Here is a 17,554-nt window from a genome sequence, read left to right on the forward strand (position 1 = left end):
AAGGGAACCCATCTATATGTGCATCGCAAAATACGCAAGTTGCATTGCATCATAACCATTGGAGAACCCTAGCAGGACTGGCCCGTTACGGGCCTTCAGCCGTGATGCAGTGCATATAGAAAATGCCAAGCCGTCGCGTTCCGGGCTATGCGCATTCATATTGCCGTAAAACCGGCGATCTGCTATGAAGGCTGCCATGGGATCTAAATTCGGATGTCTCGCGCAGAATGTTTATGTGCTGCAGGACCACAAGCGTCTGCCGGCACGGTTCTTTGCGCGCGTTTCCGGGGCGCTCACCAGCCGACTTAGGCTCGCCTGACAGCACCGCTGTCCACGCCTTTCTGAACCCTGATTACCCTTTTCCATGACAAGGCATAGAGCCATGAGCGCACCCCGCACCTTATATGACAAGATCTGGGACGACCACGTCGTCAATCGTGACCCGGACGGAACCTGTCTTCTCTACATCGACCGTCACCTCGTCCATGAGGTGACGAGCCCGCAGGCCTTCGAAGGCCTGCGCATGGCCGGTCGCCCCGTGCATTCGCCTGCCCGCACGCTGGCCGTTGTCGATCATAACGTTCCGACCACAGCCGACCGGCTGGAAGGCATCAAGAACGAGGAAAGCCGCATTCAGGTGGAAGCGCTCGCGCAGAACGCCAAGGATTTCGGCGTCGAATATTATTCCGAGCGCGACAAGCGCCAGGGCATCGTTCACATCGTCGGCCCCGAACAGGGCTTCACCCTGCCGGGCATGACGATCGTGTGCGGTGACAGCCACACCTCGACCCACGGCGCCTTTGGCGCACTGGCGCATGGCATCGGCACCTCGGAAGTGGAGCACGTTCTGGCGACGCAGACGCTGATCCAGAAGAAAGCCAAGAACATGCTGGTGCGTGTCGACGGCAAAATTCCCGATGGCGTTACCGCCAAGGACATCATCCTCGCCATTATCGGCGAGATCGGCACGGCTGGCGGCACCGGCCACGTGATCGAATTTGCCGGCGAGGCGATCCGTTCGCTCTCCATGGAAGGCCGCATGACGGTCTGCAACATGACCATCGAGGGCGGCGCCCGTGCGGGTCTTATCGCACCTGACGAAACCACCTTCGATTACATCAAGGACAAGCCGCGCTCGCCGAAGGGCGAAACGCTGGAACAGGCCATCGCCTATTGGAAAACGCTGAAATCCGACGAAGGCGCCCATTACGACAAGGTCGTGGTGCTGGATGCGGCCAACCTGCCGCCCATCGTCTCCTGGGGTTCGTCTCCGGAAGACGTGACCTCCGTTGAAGGCATTGTTCCCAATCCCGATGATATCGAGGAAGAAAACAAGCGCGCTTCCAAGTGGCGTGCGCTTGACTACATGGGCCTGAAGCCCGGCACGCGCATCACCGATATCGCCATCGACCGTGTCTTCATCGGCTCCTGCACCAACGGCCGCATCGAGGATTTGCGCGCGGCGGCGAAGATCGTCGACGGCCGTAAAGTCGCTCCCACCGTTTCGGCCATGATCGTGCCCGGCTCCGGTCTCGTGAAGGAACAGGCGGAAAAGGAAGGTCTGGACAAGATTTTCCTCGAAGCCGGTTTCGAATGGCGCGAGCCAGGCTGCTCCATGTGCCTTGCCATGAATGACGATCGCCTGAAACCCGGCGAACGCTGCGCCTCCACCTCGAACCGCAATTTCGAGGGCCGTCAGGGCTACAAGAGCCGCACCCACCTCGTCTCCCCCGCCATGGCGGCAGCGGCGGCGATCGCCGGTCATTTCGTCGACGTGCGTGAGTGGCAATAAGCTCCTGAGGCCATCGTTGCAGGAAAGCCACCCGTCCCCCGCAGGGGGCGGGTGGTTTTTATTATAGTCCCTGCAAACGCCGCTGCGGCTGCGTGCCGTGCAGAAACACGGCAAAAGTATCCCAGGGCGGCGTGATGGAGAGCTGGCTCAAAATACGCGCGACCTCGCCCCTGTGAATGCCCGCATGCAGAACCATATGTGAGATCATCTCAGCGCGGGACATGTAACCCTTGTCCCCATCCGTGAAGGTGAAGGCGACGAATTCGCCAAGCGATGCCGGCGATGTTTTCTCGAGATAATCGAGATACCAGCCATCGAGAGCGGCGACATCCTTCGCAAGATCATCCAGCTGCGGCGTTGCCTCGGTATTATCCGAGAGAAAGCCATGTGCCGTTCCGGTGAGGTGACCCGAAAAAATCCTCGCGACGACGTAATAGTGATTGATCAGCCGGATTGCCGTGTGCCGTTGGGATGCATTTTGGACGGGATCGAGGTGTTTCAGCTTCTCGAACAAGTCCCTGTTCGCCCATTGGTGATAGCCGAGCAGGCTCCTGAGCAGATCCCTCATCGCAATATCCTTTACATCTGAAAAATGTGAGCACTATGTTTATATTTTCGCCATGGAGGATGCCTTGTCTACTCGCATTGCAAAGCGGAAGACCGAGATGCGCAAGGAGCCGCGTCAGGAGCGTTCCCGCGCCACGGTCGATGCCGTTATTCACGCGGCGGCTCGCATTTTGAGCGATCATGGCTGGGCGGGTTTTACCACGAACAGGGTCGCCGAAACGGCTGGTGTCAGCATCGGCTCGCTCTATCAATATTTCCCGGACAAGATTTCAATCGTGGAAGCGGTGCGCCATCGTCACCTCGAGGACTGTCTCTCCGTCATGAAGAGCGTCTCGCAAAAGCGGCAATCGCTTGCGAAATTCGTGGAAGAGCTCGTGACCGGCATGATCGGGGTCCACAGCATCCATCCCGGTCTTCACAAGGTCCTTCTGGACGATGCGCCCAGCCACGAAGGGACGAACGATCCCAACAGCGTTTTCGAACAGGAATATCTCGGTCTCTACGCTGCAGCGATCGCGGCACATATGACGGCCGGCACAAAGGGCGAAAGCAGAACCGCGGCGCTGATCGTATCCGATGCCATTGACGGCATCATTCATAGTGCCGCCCGCCGCGGAGAATTGCAGTCGCCCAAAGTCAGACGGGAAATGATTGCACTCGTTCACGCCTACCTGTCTCAGGCAACCGGTGAATGAGAGGCCGTCAGCTCATTCCGAAATGATCTTCACCCGCTGGCCCGGCTGAATGGTGGCCGTGGCGCTCATGGCATTGATCATGCGGAACATGTCGAGCTTCCGGTCGGTTCCCATCATCCGCGCCGCCATCGTCGCCACGGTTTCACCGGGCTTCACCGTCACCACCCGTACCCTGAGCGGCTTCAGCGAGGCGATTTCCTGTGGCGTCATCTTGCGGAAGCTGGTGCGCAATGTATTGGCGATGGAATCGAGCTGTGTATTGCCCTTCGGCACGGCGGTCAGGAAACGGAATATCTGCTGGCCGACACGAATGACGGTCACGTCGAAGTCCCATTTATCCGCACTTGCCCGGGCTGTCGCAGCCTCCAGACCATTGATCTGGGTTTCCTTGACGGTTTCCGGCAACAGGCCGGCAACCCAGCCGCTGGTCAGGTAATTGGCAAGGGTCGTCTGTTTCGGATCGGCGACGCCGTCGAAACGGATCGCCATATCGCCCGGTCCCGTCGCCAGAACGGCCTCGACCTTGTTGTCGATGACGAAACCTTCCGGCACATCGAAACGAATGCCGAGCGTTCCGTGCAGGAACGTCTGGCCGCGGACATAACCTTCCTGCGGGCTATCGCCATAAAGCAGGCCGTCTATGCCATCCAGAAACCAGTCGCGACCACGATCCCCGACCTGGCCGTCCTGGCCGAAGGCGCGGGCATGACGGCGCGCAAGCTCGATGCGCTGCGGCGTGTTGGGGTGGCTGGAAAGGAAGTCGAGGCTCTGGTCGTTTTCGGGATCGGCAGAAGAGAACCGCGCATAGGCCGCCATGGAATCCAGAAAACGCGGCGAGGCAAAGGGGTCGTAACCGGCCTCGCCCAGCATCCGCACGCCGATCACATCCGCCTGCAATTCCTGCTGGCGCGAAAAGGCCGCGAGCCGCAGCTTGCCGCGCGCAAGCGCCTGCTTGCCGGCAAGATCGCTCGACAGCACTTCGGCAACCACGCGGCTGGCAATCACCTCCGCCTCTTCGCGGCGCTGGCGTTCGATGCCGTGATTGGCGGTGACATGGCCCATCTCATGCGAAAGCACGGCGGCCACTTCCGAAGCATCGTTGGCAAGCGCCAGAAGCCCGCGCGTTACGTAAAGATATCCGCCCGGCAGAGCAAAGGCGTTGATGGCCGGCGAGTTGAGGATAGTGATGCGATAGGATTGCTGCGGGTTTTCCGAAACGGCCGTCAGAGCGCCGGCGATACGCGCGACAAGCCGCTCCGTCTTGGCGTCACGATATTCACCGCCATAACTCGCCACGATGCGCGGATGCTCGCGCGCACCCATCTGGGCACGGGGATCATTCTTCTGCACCTCTTCCACGGTCTGCGGATTATCCGACGGGCGCAGGGTGGACTGGTAGGCCGGGCTGAAGAGAGACTGGCACGACGACAGGAACACCGCAGACGCGGTCAGCACGGAACAGGCGGCAGCCATCCTGCCCGAACGGCGAAGGCCTGAACGGGAGAAGAGCCTCCACTGTGCAGTCATGCTATTTCTCATTCTCTATGCCTGCCCCTAACGTTCCTGATCATCCGTTAATTGCAGACCAGAATAACAGATTCGCCCCAACGGGCGATGAATGCCGAAATGGTAAAAACGATCCATCAAGTCCGGATTATTCCTGAAGAACGCAATAATTCCCATCTTTTCTCGGGCAACAACTTGAAACTGGCAAGTGCAAATTAGCGCCATTGAAGTCATCTAAAGCGATTGCCAGCGGCACACGTCGAAAATAAGGCGATCACCCGTTCAGAAAACTGTCCACCGCCTTCACATTTTGTGTGGCGAAGAAATCTGCGGTCGAGCCGACATAGACAACCCGGCCGCGATCAAGAAAAACCACCTGCTGCGCCAGCTTCTTTATGTCTTCGGGATGGTGGGTGACAATAATCACCGTGTTTTTTGTTTCTCCATGCAAGTCGAGAAGCAGGGAGGCCATACCCGCCCGCAATCCCGGATCGAGTGCGGCAAAGGGCTCATCGAGCAGCATGACCGGTTTTTTTCTGACCAGCGCACGCGCCAGCGCCGCTCTCTGCCTTTCTCCGCCGGAAAGCGTGCCCGGCAAACGTTTATCGAAACCCGCCAGGCCGACACGTGCAAGCGCCATCTCAATCCTTTCCCGGTCTTCCGCCCGCAATTTCAGCCCGGGGCTGACACCGAGAGCGACATTGGTGAAGATATCGAGATGCGCAAACAGATTATTATCCTGAAAGATCGATGAGACCGGTCTTTCCGAAGGATCGAGCGCTGTCATATCCTGCCCGCAGATCATCACGCGGCCGGAATCCGGCGCCTCGAAACCGGCGACGAGGTTGAGAAGCGTCGACTTGCCCGAACCGGACGCGCCGACGACGGCGGTTATCCGGCTCTGCGGGAATGTGCAATCGAGGTCGAAATCCTGTGTTCCAAGCCGCAGCCTGACCTTGTCCAGTTCAACGGCAAAATCATCGCCTGTCATATGCTCGCCCTTGCTGATTGGGATTGCCGTGCGACACCGCCTGCGGCAAGCAGCAGGCAGACGACACCGAGAAGGAAGGCATAACCGGCGGCATCATTGGTACGATAGCTGCCCATATTGCTATAAACCAGCCATGGCAGGGTGACGAAACTTTCCGATCCGAACAGGGCAACCGCGCCTAAATCGCCGAGAGACAGGGCCATGGCGAAGGAAAACGCCATGGCCAGCGGCCGCCACAGAACCGGAAGATCGGCGAACCGCAGCCGCGTCAGGCCCTGAAGCCCGAGACTGGCGGAAAGCCGGCCGGTTCGCAAAAAATGACTGGTGCAGGCCGGCTCCAGCACCCGCATGGCAAGCGGCAAAGCCATCAGCATGTTGATCAGCGCCACGAGGACGGGCGCATAGAAGCTGACATCGCCGAAAACCCGCAATAACAGGAACCACCCGCTTCCCAATACGACTGGCGGCACCAAAAGCACCAGCGAAGACCCTGCCCCCAGCATGGCGGAGAGGAAGCGCAGGGGTTGCCCTGCCTGCCGTCTGGAGCCTATCGCCTGGCGTGCGCCGATGATCGCCATGCAGCAAAGCACGACAAGGGCTGCGGAGAGTGCGGCGATTGCAAGACTGGTCGCCGCCGCGCGCAGGAAAATCGGCGCGGACAGAAGACGCGGCAGATCGGCCCTCAAACCCGAGACAGCGATGGCGATAAGCGGCAGGCCGATCAGCAGAACAGCGAACACGATTGCCGCGCCATCCCAGAGGCGGGCACCGATGCCCTTTCCATCGAAACGGCGAAGGGAACGACCAAGCGAGGGAATTTCCGCTTCGGGCGACGGCAAAAAGGCAAGAAGGCCGAGCAGGATTGCGGTGAGGGCAATCTGCAAAACCGAAAGTGCAATCGCCCGCTGCGGATCGAAATCGAACCGCAGCGCCTGATAGATCGCCACCTCCAGCGTCGTTGCCGCTGGCCCGCCACCCAACAGAAGAACAAGCGTGAAGCTGGTGGCGCACAGCATGAAGACAAGCCCGGCAATGCCGGGAACGAGACGCGCGACCGCCGGCCATTCGATAAACCGAAAAATCGAAACCGGCCCCATGCCGAGGCTCGCGGCCATGCGCCAATATTCGCCCGGAATGCGCTCCAGCCCTGCCAGCATCAGCCGCACCGAAAGCGGCAGATTGAAAAACACATGGGCAATAAGAATGCCAGACAGGCCGTAAATGCTGAAAGGTTCATCCGCCCCGGCAAAAACGAGTGCCGAATTCAAAACGCCCTGCCTGCCCCAGATGGTGATGATACCGAAGGCGCCGACGATCACCGGCAGACCCATCGGCACCGCCATCAGTCTGATGATCCAGATCCTTCCTGGAAACTCGCGCCGACGGCAAAGCGCCAGCGCCACCGGCAGGCCGAGACCAATGGAAAGAAGGGTTGAAAGCGTTGCCTGATAAAGCGTGAAACGCAGGATGCGCAACGTATAGGCATCCATGATGCCGGCGGCGGACGCGCCGGCATCGAAGGACAGGAGAGCCGCAACCGCGAGCGCCATGAACAGGAAAACGGCGGCAAAAGCCGCCGTTCCGAAAATGATCGACCGCCGGTAATCGCGACGCAGCATCATGCGCGGGTGTGCCTCTTCCTCAATTCATGCTCATGGCGGCAAGCCATTCATCGATCCATGCCTTGCGGTTCTTCGCCACCTCTTCCGGATCCATCAGGAAAGTCTTCTGCGGCACCACGAGTTTTGAAAACGCCTCCGGCAAGGGCTTCGAGGTCGCCGCAACCGGCATCATCCAGTTGTTTTCCGGAATGGCATCCTGAAAACCGGATGTCAGCGTGAAAGCGAGGAACTGCTTTGCCAGTTCCTTATGCGGCGCGTTTTTAAGGAGACCGGAAACCTCGATCTGGATGTAATGCCCCTCGGAAAAGGCGGCGGCCTGATAACGATCCGTTTTTTCAGCGACCATGTGATAGGCGGGCGAGGTGGTGTAGGAGAGCACCATCGGCACCTCACCCTTGGTGAAGAGGCCATAGGATTCCGACCAGCCCGGCGTAACGGTGAGAATGCGCTTCCTGAGCTTTTCCCAGGCCTGCGGGGCCTTGTCGCCGTAAACCGATTTCACCCATAGCAGCAGGCCAAGCCCCGGCGTGGAGGTGCGCGGATCCTGAATGACGATTTTCTGCGAGGGGTCGCCTTCCACGAGGTCTTTCAGGCTCGTCGGCGGGTTTTTCACCGTCTGCGTGTCATAAATGACAGCGAAATGGCCGTAGTCATAGGGAACGAAAACATCGTCCGTATAGCCGCCTGGCACCTTGGCCGCCGATGCATCGATGCCGCTGACATCGAACAGACCGGTCTGTTTTGCTTCCGCGACAAGATTGGTGTCGAGACCGACGACGACATCCGCCTTGGACCCCGCCCCTTCAAGCTTCAGACGATTGAGCAGCGCCACGCCATCGGCCACGCCGACGAAATTGACCGTGCAATTGCAAACCTTCTCGAAGGCCTCCTTCACCTTGGGACCGGGACCCCATTCGGAAACGAAGCTTTCATAGGTGTAGACAGTCAGTTCCTGTCTATCCTGTGCGACGGCAAGACCGGGCAGAAACAGCGAGGCGGCAACGAGGGAATTCAGGAAAAGACGACGGCGCACGGGTATCTCCTCAAAAAAACGATAGGGAAATAGCCGCCTGCGTTAAAGCCGTCTAATCCCTCCGCCGGTATGAACCGGATCAGGTTCTTCGGGTTGGCAAGCCTCTCAGCCTTTTGCACCCAAGCGCAAAAGACACCCCGTTAGATCAAGATGATGGTGTAGTCCCGCCGTCTCCGATTGGCAAGATGGCCGATGTCAGCCCTGTTCCGTCATATGCACCAGTTCCCAGACGTGCCCGTCGGGATCCTGAAAGCTGCCGGCATACATGAAGCCATGGTCCTGAACAGGCTTCCAGCCGCTGCCGCCGGAGGCAAGCGCCGTGGCGATCATCCGGTCGATTTCCTCCCTGCTTCCGGCGGAAAGACAGGTCAGAACCTCGGTGGTTCGCGTCGCGTCGGCAATGTCGCCGTTGATGAAATCGCGGAAACGTCCCTCCTGGAGAAGCATCACGAAGATATTCTCTTCCACGATCATGCATAGCGTGCGGTCATCCGAATATTCCGGGTTGAAGCTGAAACCGAGAGCAGTGAAGAAGTTTCTTGATGTCTCGATATTCTTGACCGGCAGATTGACGAAAATCATGCGCATTTTCACAACTCCTCCAAACGAACGCCGGCATAGAACGGCAATTCAGCTTTTCTGTCAAAGGCCGAAGGAGGACCGGCCAAACGGGGAACTGATTACCTTCAGCCCTCCAGTTCCTCGCGCAGCATCTCCAGTTCCAGCCATTCTTCTTCCATGGCCTCCAGCTTGTCGCGCAGCTTCGACATTTCCTGCGCCAGCGTGTTGAAGGCCGCCGGGTCCTTTGTGAAAAGTTCCGGATCGGCCATGCGCTGCTCGCGTTTTGCGATTTCGCCCTGCGCCTTTTCCATCTCCTTGGGAAGGTTTTCGAGCGCGAATTTCTGCTTGAAGGAAAGCTTGCCCTTGGCCTTTGAAGGATCCTGCGATGCAGAGGCGGAAGGTGCGGCCTTCGCCTTTTCCTGTTTCTCAGCCTTGCGCTTTTCTTCCGCCGCGCCCTTGCGCTGCGCCATCATGTCCGAATAGCCGCCGGCATATTCGATCCATCGTCCGTCCGGCTCATCCGGATTGACGGGCGCGATGGTGGAGGTGACGGTGCGGTCGAGGAAATCGCGGTCGTGGCTGACGAGGATAACGGTGCCGGAAAAGCCCGCAACGATTTCCTGCAGCAGGTCGAGCGTTTCGATATCGAGATCGTTGGTCGGCTCGTCGAGGATCAGAAGATTGGTCGGCCGCGCCAGAATGCGTGCCAGAATAAGGCGCGCGCGCTCGCCACCAGAAAGGTTGCGGATCGGCGTACGGGCCTGTTCCGGCTGGAACAGGAAATCCTTCATATAGCCCGTCACATGCTTCAATTCGCCGTTGACCAGCAGATTTTCACCGCGGCCATCGGTCAGATAATGCGCGAGCGTATCGTTGGGATTGAGATCCTCGCGTTTCTGGTCGAGCGTCGCGATTTCCAGATTGGTGCCGAGCTTCACCGTGCCGCTATCGGGCTCCAGCTGGCCGGTGAGCATCTTCAGAAGCGTGGTTTTACCGGCGCCATTCGGGCCGACGAAACCGATGCAATCGCCGCGATGGACGCGCAGCGAAAACGGCGCGACGATCACGCGCTCGCCATAAGCCTTGGTGATGGCCTCGGCCTCGATGACCAGCTTGCCGGATTCACGCCCTTCGGTAACGGTCGCCTGCACCGTGCCCTGCGGTCCCTTATGGCCGCGATATTCCGCACGCATGGCCTGAAGCTCGCCAACGCGGCGCATGTTGCGCTTGCGCCTTGCGGTCACGCCATAACGCATCCAGTGTTCTTCACGCTCGATGGCCTTGCCGAGCTTGTGTTGTTCCAGTTCTTCCTCTTCCAGCACCTTGTCGCGCCATTCCTCGAAATGGGCAAAACCGCGATTGAGACGACGGGACTGGCCACGATCCAGCCAGACGGTCGAGGTCGAGACCTTTTCGAGAAAACGCCGGTCATGCGAAATCAGCACCAGCGCGCTGCGCGTCTGCTGCAGCTCGCTTTCAAGCCATTCGATGGTGGGCAGATCGAGATGGTTGGTCGGTTCGTCCAGCATCAGGATATCGGGTTCCGGCGCCATGACGCGGGCAAGGGCCGCACGTCGCGCTTCACCGCCGGAAAGGCTCGCCGGATGTTCCTGTCCGGTGAGGCCAAGATGCTCCAGAAGATAGGTGACGCGATAGGGATCGTCACCGGGGCCGAGCCCCGCTTCGGCATAGGCCTGAACCGTGTCGTAACCGGCAAAATCCGGAGCCTGCTCGAGATAACGGATGGTGGCGGCCGGATGCTGGAAAACCTCACCTGACTGCGCCTCGACCAGACCCGCGGCGATCTTCATCAGGGTGGACTTGCCGGAACCGTTGCGCCCGACAAGGCAGATGCGGTCGCCCGGTTCCACCTGGAGATTGGCGCCGTCGAGCAGCGGGGTCACGCCGAAAGTCAGCTTGATGTCATCGAGTTTCAAAATTGGGGGTGCCAAGGCGTCAGGCTCCGGTCAGATCATAAGGGCGGGCGAGCACGATGGCTTTTCCGCTTTTCAGCGAGAAATGCACGGGGCCGCCATTCGCGACATTGGAAATAGTGCGGGACGAACCGAAAGCAAGCGCGAAATCCTTCAACGGATAACGCACATTGCCGATATCGAGCCCCTCAAGGGCGGTAAATCCGGCAACCGAAAACAGCGAGGCGGGCGGCAAATCGATATCCAGCGAACCGGCAAGCAGCGGCCGCGCCTCTTCTTCACCGGAGGTCAGCGTAACGTCGATACCACGTTCGGCGAGCGCCACCGCGTAAAGAAGGTGCTGAAGCGCATGGTCGCTTCTCGCGCCTCCAAGCGCACCGACAAGCACCAAAGAATGCGCTCCACGGGAGAGAGCTTCCGATACCGCGATCTCGCCATCCGTCACCGCCTTTGCGGCCGGGTATGGCTGCCGCGCTACATCGGGCCAGGCCTCCAGCAACTCTTTGCTGGCGGAATCGAAATCCCCGACCCACAACTCCGGCGCAAGGCCAAGCGGCCCGGCATGGCGCATGCCGCCGTCGGCCGCAATCACACGGCTATCCGCGACCGCCTCTTGCAGACGATCGGTCACCGTAACATCGCCGCCAAGCAGAATGGTGAAGCGCTCTTTATCCATGCCCTGCCTTATCGCACCTCGGCCAAAAATGGAAAGCGGAAACCCGATGAAATCGGCCTATATTGATTTTCGCCGGCTTCGGGATTATGAAACGCCTCAGTGGTGATTTGCCGACCGGCTTGCAGCCACTTTAAAGAAGTCGCTAAAGGGTCGAGGAAAAGGGCAATTTCCTGGGACCGGTCGCGATTTCGCTGCCGGTTTTTTTGTTTTCGCAACGTTCTTTACGTGATCCGGAAAAGAGAGTTCGACATGCCGATAAAGATTCCCGATACGCTTCCCGCTTTTGAGACCCTCGTTCATGAGGGCGTGCGGGTCATGACCGAAACGGCGGCCATCCGGCAGGATATCCGCCCGCTCCAGATCGGGCTTCTCAACCTCATGCCGAACAAGATCAAGACGGAAATCCAGATGGCGCGCCTCGTCGGCGCCTCGCCGCTGCAGGTGGAGCTGTCGCTGGTGCGGATCGGCGGCCATCGCGCCAAGAACACGCCGGAAGAACATCTTCTGTCCTTTTACGAGACGTGGGAGGAAGTGCGCCACCGCAAGTTTGACGGTTTCATCATTACCGGCGCGCCCGTGGAGACGCTGGCCTATGAAGACGTGACCTACTGGAACGAAATGCGACAAATTTTCGAATGGACGCAGACCAACGTCCATTCGACTCTGAATGTCTGCTGGGGCGCGATGGCCGCCATCTATCATTTCCATGGCGTACCGAAGCACGAGCTGAAGGAAAAGGCTTTCGGGGTCTACCGTCACCGCAATCTCTGCCCCTCATCGATCTATCTGAACGGCTTTTCGGATGATTTCCAGGTCCCGGTCTCGCGCTGGACGGAAGTACGCCGCGCCGATATCGAAAAACATCCGAAACTCGAAATCCTGATGGAATCCGAGGAAATGGGCGTTTGTCTGGTGCATGAGAAAGAGGGCAACAGGCTCTATATGTTCAACCATGTCGAATATGATTCGACATCGCTTTCGGACGAGTATTTCCGTGACGCGAATGCCGGCGTGCCCATCAAGCTGCCGCATGATTATTTTCCGCACAACGATCCGGAGCTTGCCCCGCTCAACCGCTGGCGCAGCCATGCCCATCTGTTTTTCGGCAACTGGATCAACGAGATATACCAGACGACACCCTATGATCTCGAAGCCATCGGGCAACTGGCGGCGTAAATTGCGGGATTGCGAATTGCCGGAAAATGACGCAACGTCCGCCCGGCAATTCGCAACACTAGGGAGAATGACGAGATGAGCGACGCGGCGGCGCGGGAGAATTTCGGTTTCACGGCGACCGGCGAAAAAGTCGAACGCGTCACCATCTCGAAAGGCGGGCTGACGGCCAAGGTCATCACCTGGGGCGCGGTCATTCAGGATCTGCGCCTCGAGGGTCACCAGCCGCCGCTCGTTCTCGGCTTCGACAGGTTCGAGGACTACAAATATTCCTCCTATTTCGGCGCCACCCCCGGCCGCAACGCCAACCGTATCGGCGACGGCCGGTTCTCGATCGACGGGCACGAATACCAGCTGGAGCTCAACGAAAAAGGCGTAACCCACCTGCATGGCGGCAGCGACGGCATGGGAAAACGCAACTGGATGCTGATGGAACATGGCGAAAGCCACGCGGTTCTGCAGATCATCGACCCCGATGGCCGCGCCGGTTATCCCGGCAATTGCACGGTCACGGCCACCTATACGATCCTCGACGGCGGCGTGCTTTCGGTGGTCTATGAAACGGTGACCGACAAGCCGACCATCGCCAATGTCTGCCAGCATTCCTATTTCAATCTCGATGGCGCAGACACCGCACTTGGGCATGAGATCAGCATCGCGGCTGATTTTTACCTGCCCACCAATGACAAGCAGATACCGACGGGCGAAATCCGCTCCGTTGAAGGCACCGTCTTCGACCTGCGCCACCCGACACCGATGCGGCGCAAGGAGAATGGCGAGCAGGTTCTCTACGACCATAATTTCTGCCTGTCGCCCGAGCGCCGCGCAAAACGCAAGGTCGCCCGCGCCTATTCGCCGGCCTCCGATATCGCCCTTGAGGTTCACACCACCGAACCCGGTGTGCAGTTTTATTCGGCCTTCAAACTGGACGTTCCCGTTCCGGGCCTCGATGGCCGTCACTACGGCCCCTTTGCCGGTTTCTGCCTGGAAACGCAGATTTGGCCGGACGCCGTCAACCACCCGGATTTCCCGCACGCCATCCTGCGGCCAGGCGAAACCCTGCGACAGGAAACCGACTATATTTTCAAGAAAGGCTGAAGCGGCGCGCCGGGGTCAATCCAGCACGCAGCCGACATAGCCGCCGGAAGCGCGGGCGCGGCGTTCTATAAGGCCGGCAAGCCGTTGCAGCCCGCGTCCCGGCTTGCTGGCGACGCGGTCGATTGGATTGGGTAATGACACAGCCAGCAGCGCCGCCTGACGGGAGCTGAGTTTTGCGGCCGGCACCTTGAAATGATGCTGGGCGGCAGCCTCGATTCCATAAATGCCGGGTCCCCATTCGGCAACGTTGAGATAAATCTCCATCATCCGTTTTTTGGACCAGACGAAATCGGCGGCAATCGCCAGCGGCAACTCCAGCCCTTTGCGCAAAAACGAACGTCCGTTCCATAAAAACAGGTTCTTGGCCGTCTGCATCGGAATGGTGCTGGCGCCACGCGTCGCGGCCCCGTCGAGCGCATTGCTGACCACGGATTGCATCTGGTTCCAGTCCACGCCGCCATGGAAACAGAATTGCCCGTCCTCGGACATCATCACGGATTGCACAAGGCGCGGCGAAATATCCTCAAGCGGCACCCAGCGCCGGTCATATCCCTGCAGGGTCACCAGATCGGCGAGCATCAGCGTCGAGACCGGCCGGATAAACGGCAGCGCATAAACCGGAATCAGCAGATAGGGCAGGATCAGCAAAGCCAGCAAGGTCATGACGATACGCTTTGCCAACGTGCGAAAATCCACCTTCGGACTGCTCCGGTCTTCCGCCAGCACGGCGTAATCTGCGTCGCTTTCAGGCGTACTGCTCAATATTCGTCAAAGCCCCGCACCAATTGAAGCCTTTCATAGTCCATTGCCGCCTTCAAGGCGAGTCCGCTCAAATAGTTGCACCTCTGGAATCACGAAAAGGTTTGCCTGCATTCGCGCGGCATGCCAAAGAGCGCGGCATGGACGCTGCGATGACAAATTTCGAAAAGAAGCTGCGCGAAAACGCGGCTAAAACCGAAGCCCTGCTTGGCCGCCTGCTTTCCGGCGAAGCCCGCGCGGATGAGATCACGCGTCCGCAAAACCTGCTCGACGCCATGCGCCATGGCGTGCTGAACGGCGGCAAACGCCTGCGGCCCTTCCTCGTCATCGAAAGTGCCGCCCTTGCAGGCGGGAATGCCGAAGCCGCCCTTTATGTCGGCGCGGCACTTGAATGCCTCCATTGTTATTCGCTTGTTCATGACGATCTGCCGGCCATGGACGATGACGACCTGCGCCGCGGCCAGCCGACCGTGCATCGCAAATTCGATGAGGCAACCGCTATTCTCGCCGGCGACAGCCTGCTGACGCTTGCCTTCGATATCATCGCATCGGACGAAAATCCGCTCGCGGCCGAGCGCAAGGCCGCGCTCGTACTCTCGCTTGCCCGCGCAGCGGGCATCGGCGGCATGGCCGGCGGCCAGGCGCTCGATCTCGCTGCGGAAAAGAAAGCACCCGATGAAGCCGGCGTCATTACATTGCAGGCTATGAAAACCGGTGCACTGCTGCGTTTTGCCTGCGAGGCGGGCGCAATCATCGCCGGCCGCGATGTTTCCGAGAGGCAAAGGCTGCGTCTCTTCGGCGAAAAGATCGGCCTCGCCTTCCAGCTTGCCGACGACCTTCTGGATTTGACGGCCGATGCCGCCACCATGGGCAAGGCAACCGGCAAGGACGCCGCGCGCGGCAAGGGAACGCTTGTGGCGCTGCGCGGCGAGGACTGGGCACGCAACCAGCTGCGGGAGCAAGTGGCGGAAGCCAGCGAACTGCTGGCCCCTTATGGAGAAAAGGCCGCGATTCTCATCGCGGCCGCCAGATTCATCGCTGAACGAAAGAGCTGAGCGGCTTCCACTCAGCTTTTCATTATCCAATCAGCCCTTGAGCGGCGAAATCAGCACTTCGACGCGACGGTTCTGGGCGCGGCCATCCGGCGTTGCATTCGAAGCGATCGGCTGCGACGGGCCGAAGCCGAGCGTCGAAATACGGCGCTGGTCGACGCCACGCGCGCCGAGATAATTGGCGACCGATGCGGCACGACGTTCCGAAAGGCCCTGATTGTAACCGGCGCTGCCGGTCGAATCGGTATGGCCGTTGATGTCGATGAGCGTGCGGTTGAACTTGTTCAGCACGATGGCGACGGAATCGAGCGTCTGATAGAATGGCGGGATGACCTGATCCTGGTCCGTCGCGAAGGTGATGTTCGACGGCATGTTGAGAACGATGCTGTCGCCTCGGCGGGTAACCGAAACGCCGGTTCCCTGAAGCTGGGCGCGAAGCTCGGCTTCCTGGCCATCCATATAATTGCCGATGGCGCCGCCGGCGAGCGCGCCGATGCCCGCACCGATAAGCGCGGCATTACGGCGACCGGTCGGCGAACCGCCGACAGCCAAACCGCCCAGAGCACCGACCACGGCGCCGATGCCGGCGCCGCCCGCCGTGTTCGACATCTTCTGTTCACCCGTATAGGGATCGGTGGTGGTGCAGGCGGAAAGATAGGTCCCGCAAAGGGCGACGATCGCGATTTTTTTGATCATGTGTTTTGATGCTCCGAGAGGTTCAGGAGGTATGACAGTGGAATTCCGGCCTTTTCACGGTACTCTTTACTCCGCCGCATCTTTCCGGCCAAAACGCTTTTCGATGTAATCGATCACAAGCGCTTCAAAATCGGCGGCGATATTGGGACCACGCAGGGTCAGCGCCTTTTCACCGTCGATAAAGACGGGCGCTGCCGGACTTTCGCCAGTTCCGGGCAGGGAAATGCCGATATCGGCATGTTTGCTTTCACCGGGACCGTTGACGATACAGCCCATGACAGCGACATTGAGCGCCTCGACACCCGGATATTTCTCACGCCAGATCGGCATGTTCTTGCGAATATCATTCTGGATGTTCTGGGCAAGTTCCTGAAAAACGGTGGACGTGGTGCGCCCGCAGCCGGGACATGCCGCAACGACCGGAATGAACTGACGGAAACCCATGACCTGCAGCAGTTCCTGCGCCACCTGCACTTCGCGGGTGCGGTCGCCATTCGGCTCCGGCGTCAGCGAAACACGGATCGTATCGCCGATGCCGTGCTGCAAGACGTAACCCATGGCGGCGGACGAGGCGACGATGCCCTTGGAGCCCATGCCCGCTTCGGTGAGACCGAGATGCAGGGCGTGATCGGAGCGTTCCGACAGCATGGAATAAACGGCGATCAGGTCCTGCACCTGGCTAACCTTGGCCGACAGGATGATGCGGTTGCGCGGCAGGCCGATCTCTTCGGCAAGCTCGGCGGAAATCAGCGCCGACTGAACAATGGCCTCACGCGTGACCTGACGGGCAGAGAGCGGGAAGCCCTGCTCCTTGTTCTTGTCCATCAGCGTCGTCAGAAGTTCCTGATCGAGCGACCCCCAGTTGACGCCGATTCGCACCGGCTTGTCGTAGCGGATCGCCATTTCGACGATCTCGCCGAACTGCTTGTCCTTCTTGTCCTTGAAACCGACATTGCCGGGATTGATGCGGTATTTCGCCAGCGCTTCGGCACAGGCCGGATGATCAGCCAGAAGCTTGTGGCCGATATAATGGAAATCGCCGACAAGCGGCACATCAAGCCCAAGCCGCAGCAGCCGCTCACGGATTTTCGGCACGGCGGCCGCGCTCTCGTCGCGGTCAACGGTGATGCGCACGATTTCCGAACCGGCCCGGAAGAGCGCCGCCACCTGCTGCACGGTGGCGTCGATATCCGCCGTATCGGTGTTGGTCATCGACTGCACGACGACGGGCGCGCCGCCACCGACGATGACACCGCCCACGTCTACGGCGACGGATGCGCGGCGGGGCTTGGGATCGTAATCGGCATGTGACGTCATGGCGGTCTCTGGAGCTTGCGGCAAGGTCTGGCAATTGAGGTGAAACAGGCAAGCCTGCTTGTCAACACCCAACGCATGAGAG

Annotated in this window: 16 protein-coding genes and 2 riboswitches; of the genes, 5 read left to right on the forward strand and 11 right to left on the reverse strand. The window is 59.5% G+C overall.

Annotation, left to right across the window (positions count from 1 at the left end):
• Positions 1–382 precede the first annotated feature (382 nt).
• Entirely contained in the window at positions 383–1,792 is a 1,410-nt protein-coding gene (gene leuC / locus I3J13_RS06565; protein WP_003520336.1) for a 3-isopropylmalate dehydratase large subunit, read from the forward strand.
• Positions 1,793–1,853: 61 nt separating this feature from the next.
• Here leuC and I3J13_RS06570 read toward each other — a convergent pair whose 3' ends face one another.
• A complete protein-coding gene (locus I3J13_RS06570) occupies positions 1,854–2,360 on the reverse strand; it encodes a DinB family protein (RefSeq protein ID WP_196378328.1) in 507 nt (168 codons plus the stop codon).
• Between the two features lie 97 nt (positions 2,361–2,457).
• Here I3J13_RS06570 and I3J13_RS06575 point away from each other — a divergent pair, with 97 nt between their 5' ends.
• The gene (locus tag I3J13_RS06575) at positions 2,458–3,054 is read left to right on the forward strand and encodes a TetR/AcrR family transcriptional regulator (RefSeq protein ID WP_196378427.1); all 597 of its coding nucleotides are present in this window, start codon (positions 2,458–2,460) and stop codon (positions 3,052–3,054) included.
• 12 nt (positions 3,055–3,066) lie between these two features.
• Here I3J13_RS06575 and I3J13_RS06580 read toward each other — a convergent pair whose 3' ends face one another.
• The 7 genes from I3J13_RS06580 to I3J13_RS06610 all read right to left on the reverse strand — a co-directional run bounded on the left by I3J13_RS06580 (position 3,067) and on the right by I3J13_RS06610 (position 11,377).
• Positions 3,067–4,581 carry a M48 family metalloprotease gene (locus I3J13_RS06580; RefSeq protein ID WP_196248055.1) on the reverse strand — a complete coding sequence of 505 codons (1,515 nt, stop codon included), beginning with the start codon at positions 4,579–4,581 and terminating at the stop codon, positions 3,067–3,069.
• Between the two features lie 253 nt (positions 4,582–4,834).
• Entirely contained in the window at positions 4,835–5,551 is a 717-nt protein-coding gene (locus tag I3J13_RS06585; RefSeq protein ID WP_196378329.1) for a thiamine ABC transporter ATP-binding protein, read from the reverse strand.
• Entirely contained in the window at positions 5,548–7,173 is a 1,626-nt protein-coding gene (gene thiP, locus I3J13_RS06590) for a thiamine/thiamine pyrophosphate ABC transporter permease ThiP (protein ID WP_196378330.1), read from the reverse strand. The genes I3J13_RS06585 and thiP overlap by 4 nt, the downstream gene beginning before the upstream one ends.
• A 19-nt stretch (positions 7,174–7,192) precedes the next feature.
• Positions 7,193–8,206 carry a thiamine ABC transporter substrate binding subunit gene (gene thiB / locus I3J13_RS06595; protein ID WP_196378331.1) on the reverse strand — a complete coding sequence of 338 codons (1,014 nt, stop codon included), beginning with the start codon at positions 8,204–8,206 and terminating at the stop codon, positions 7,193–7,195.
• Positions 8,207–8,245: 39 nt separating this feature from the next.
• Positions 8,246–8,356: riboswitch (TPP riboswitch) on the reverse strand.
• A gap of 45 nt (positions 8,357–8,401) precedes the next feature.
• Entirely contained in the window at positions 8,402–8,794 is a 393-nt protein-coding gene (locus tag I3J13_RS06600) for a VOC family protein (protein WP_003520331.1), read from the reverse strand.
• Positions 8,795–8,892: 98 nt separating this feature from the next.
• Positions 8,893–10,719, reverse strand: a complete 1,827-nt coding sequence (locus I3J13_RS06605) for an ABC-F family ATP-binding cassette domain-containing protein (protein WP_196378332.1) — start codon at positions 10,717–10,719, stop codon at positions 8,893–8,895.
• Positions 10,720–10,723: 4 nt separating this feature from the next.
• Positions 10,724–11,377 (reverse strand): thiamine diphosphokinase, encoded by a 654-nt coding sequence (locus tag I3J13_RS06610; protein ID WP_003520329.1) that lies wholly within the window; start codon positions 11,375–11,377, stop codon positions 10,724–10,726.
• A gap of 89 nt (positions 11,378–11,466) precedes the next feature.
• A riboswitch (SAM riboswitch) is annotated at positions 11,467–11,543 on the forward strand.
• 83 nt (positions 11,544–11,626) lie between these two features.
• On the opposite strand from I3J13_RS06610, the gene metA reads away from it, so the two are divergent.
• Together metA and I3J13_RS06620 are read left to right on the forward strand one after the other, a co-directional pair.
• Positions 11,627–12,553 (forward strand): homoserine O-acetyltransferase MetA, encoded by a 927-nt coding sequence (gene metA, locus I3J13_RS06615; protein ID WP_003520328.1) that lies wholly within the window; start codon positions 11,627–11,629, stop codon positions 12,551–12,553.
• A gap of 75 nt (positions 12,554–12,628) precedes the next feature.
• Entirely contained in the window at positions 12,629–13,648 is a 1,020-nt protein-coding gene (locus I3J13_RS06620) for an aldose epimerase family protein (protein WP_035262185.1), read from the forward strand.
• 15 nt (positions 13,649–13,663) lie between these two features.
• Here the strand turns inward: I3J13_RS06620 and mtgA are convergent, their stop codons facing one another.
• On the reverse strand, positions 13,664–14,311 hold the full coding sequence (mtgA, locus tag I3J13_RS06625; protein ID WP_211393980.1) for a monofunctional biosynthetic peptidoglycan transglycosylase: 648 nt from the start codon (positions 14,309–14,311) through the stop codon (positions 13,664–13,666).
• 236 nt (positions 14,312–14,547) lie between these two features.
• Between mtgA and I3J13_RS06630 the strand changes: the two genes are divergently transcribed.
• On the forward strand, positions 14,548–15,462 hold the full coding sequence (locus I3J13_RS06630; RefSeq protein WP_196378333.1) for a polyprenyl synthetase family protein: 915 nt from the start codon (positions 14,548–14,550) through the stop codon (positions 15,460–15,462).
• Between the two features lie 30 nt (positions 15,463–15,492).
• On the opposite strand, the gene I3J13_RS06635 is transcribed toward I3J13_RS06630, so the two are convergent.
• The gene (locus I3J13_RS06635) at positions 15,493–16,155 is read right to left on the reverse strand and encodes a YiaD family glycine zipper/OmpA-like lipoprotein (RefSeq protein WP_003520323.1); all 663 of its coding nucleotides are present in this window, start codon (positions 16,153–16,155) and stop codon (positions 15,493–15,495) included.
• A 66-nt stretch (positions 16,156–16,221) separates the two neighbouring features.
• On the reverse strand, positions 16,222–17,472 hold the full coding sequence (gene ispG, locus I3J13_RS06640) for a flavodoxin-dependent (E)-4-hydroxy-3-methylbut-2-enyl-diphosphate synthase (RefSeq protein WP_020010805.1): 1,251 nt from the start codon (positions 17,470–17,472) through the stop codon (positions 16,222–16,224).
• Positions 17,473–17,554: the final 82 nt, after the last annotated feature.

This window comes from Agrobacterium leguminum (genome assembly GCF_015704895.1).
Lineage (GTDB): Bacteria > Pseudomonadota > Alphaproteobacteria > Rhizobiales > Rhizobiaceae > Agrobacterium > Agrobacterium leguminum.

What these genes read in the sequence shown, in the direction of transcription:
- I3J13_RS06600 (WP_003520331.1), bottom strand. Translation starts at nt 8,794, where the DNA reads ATGCGCATGATTTTCGTCAATCTGCCGGTCAAGAATATCGAGACATCA.
- I3J13_RS06575 (WP_196378427.1), top strand. Translation starts at nt 2,458, where the DNA reads ATGCGCAAGGAGCCGCGTCAGGAGCGTTCCCGCGCCACGGTCGATGCC.
- thiP (WP_196378330.1), bottom strand. Translation starts at nt 7,173, where the DNA reads ATGATGCTGCGTCGCGATTACCGGCGGTCGATCATTTTCGGAACGGCG.
- I3J13_RS06610 (WP_003520329.1), bottom strand. Translation starts at nt 11,377, where the DNA reads ATGGATAAAGAGCGCTTCACCATTCTGCTTGGCGGCGATGTTACGGTG.
- I3J13_RS06630 (WP_196378333.1), top strand. Translation starts at nt 14,548, where the DNA reads ATGGACGCTGCGATGACAAATTTCGAAAAGAAGCTGCGCGAAAACGCG.
- metA (WP_003520328.1), top strand. Translation starts at nt 11,627, where the DNA reads ATGCCGATAAAGATTCCCGATACGCTTCCCGCTTTTGAGACCCTCGTT.
- ispG (WP_020010805.1), bottom strand. Translation starts at nt 17,472, where the DNA reads ATGACGTCACATGCCGATTACGATCCCAAGCCCCGCCGCGCATCCGTC.
- I3J13_RS06570 (WP_196378328.1), bottom strand. Translation starts at nt 2,360, where the DNA reads ATGAGGGATCTGCTCAGGAGCCTGCTCGGCTATCACCAATGGGCGAAC.
- mtgA (WP_211393980.1), bottom strand. Translation starts at nt 14,311, where the DNA reads ATGACCTTGCTGGCTTTGCTGATCCTGCCCTATCTGCTGATTCCGGTT.
- I3J13_RS06585 (WP_196378329.1), bottom strand. Translation starts at nt 5,551, where the DNA reads ATGACAGGCGATGATTTTGCCGTTGAACTGGACAAGGTCAGGCTGCGG.
- I3J13_RS06635 (WP_003520323.1), bottom strand. Translation starts at nt 16,155, where the DNA reads ATGATCAAAAAAATCGCGATCGTCGCCCTTTGCGGGACCTATCTTTCC.
- leuC (WP_003520336.1), top strand. Translation starts at nt 383, where the DNA reads ATGAGCGCACCCCGCACCTTATATGACAAGATCTGGGACGACCACGTC.
- I3J13_RS06580 (WP_196248055.1), bottom strand. Translation starts at nt 4,581, where the DNA reads ATGACTGCACAGTGGAGGCTCTTCTCCCGTTCAGGCCTTCGCCGTTCG.
- I3J13_RS06620 (WP_035262185.1), top strand. Translation starts at nt 12,629, where the DNA reads ATGAGCGACGCGGCGGCGCGGGAGAATTTCGGTTTCACGGCGACCGGC.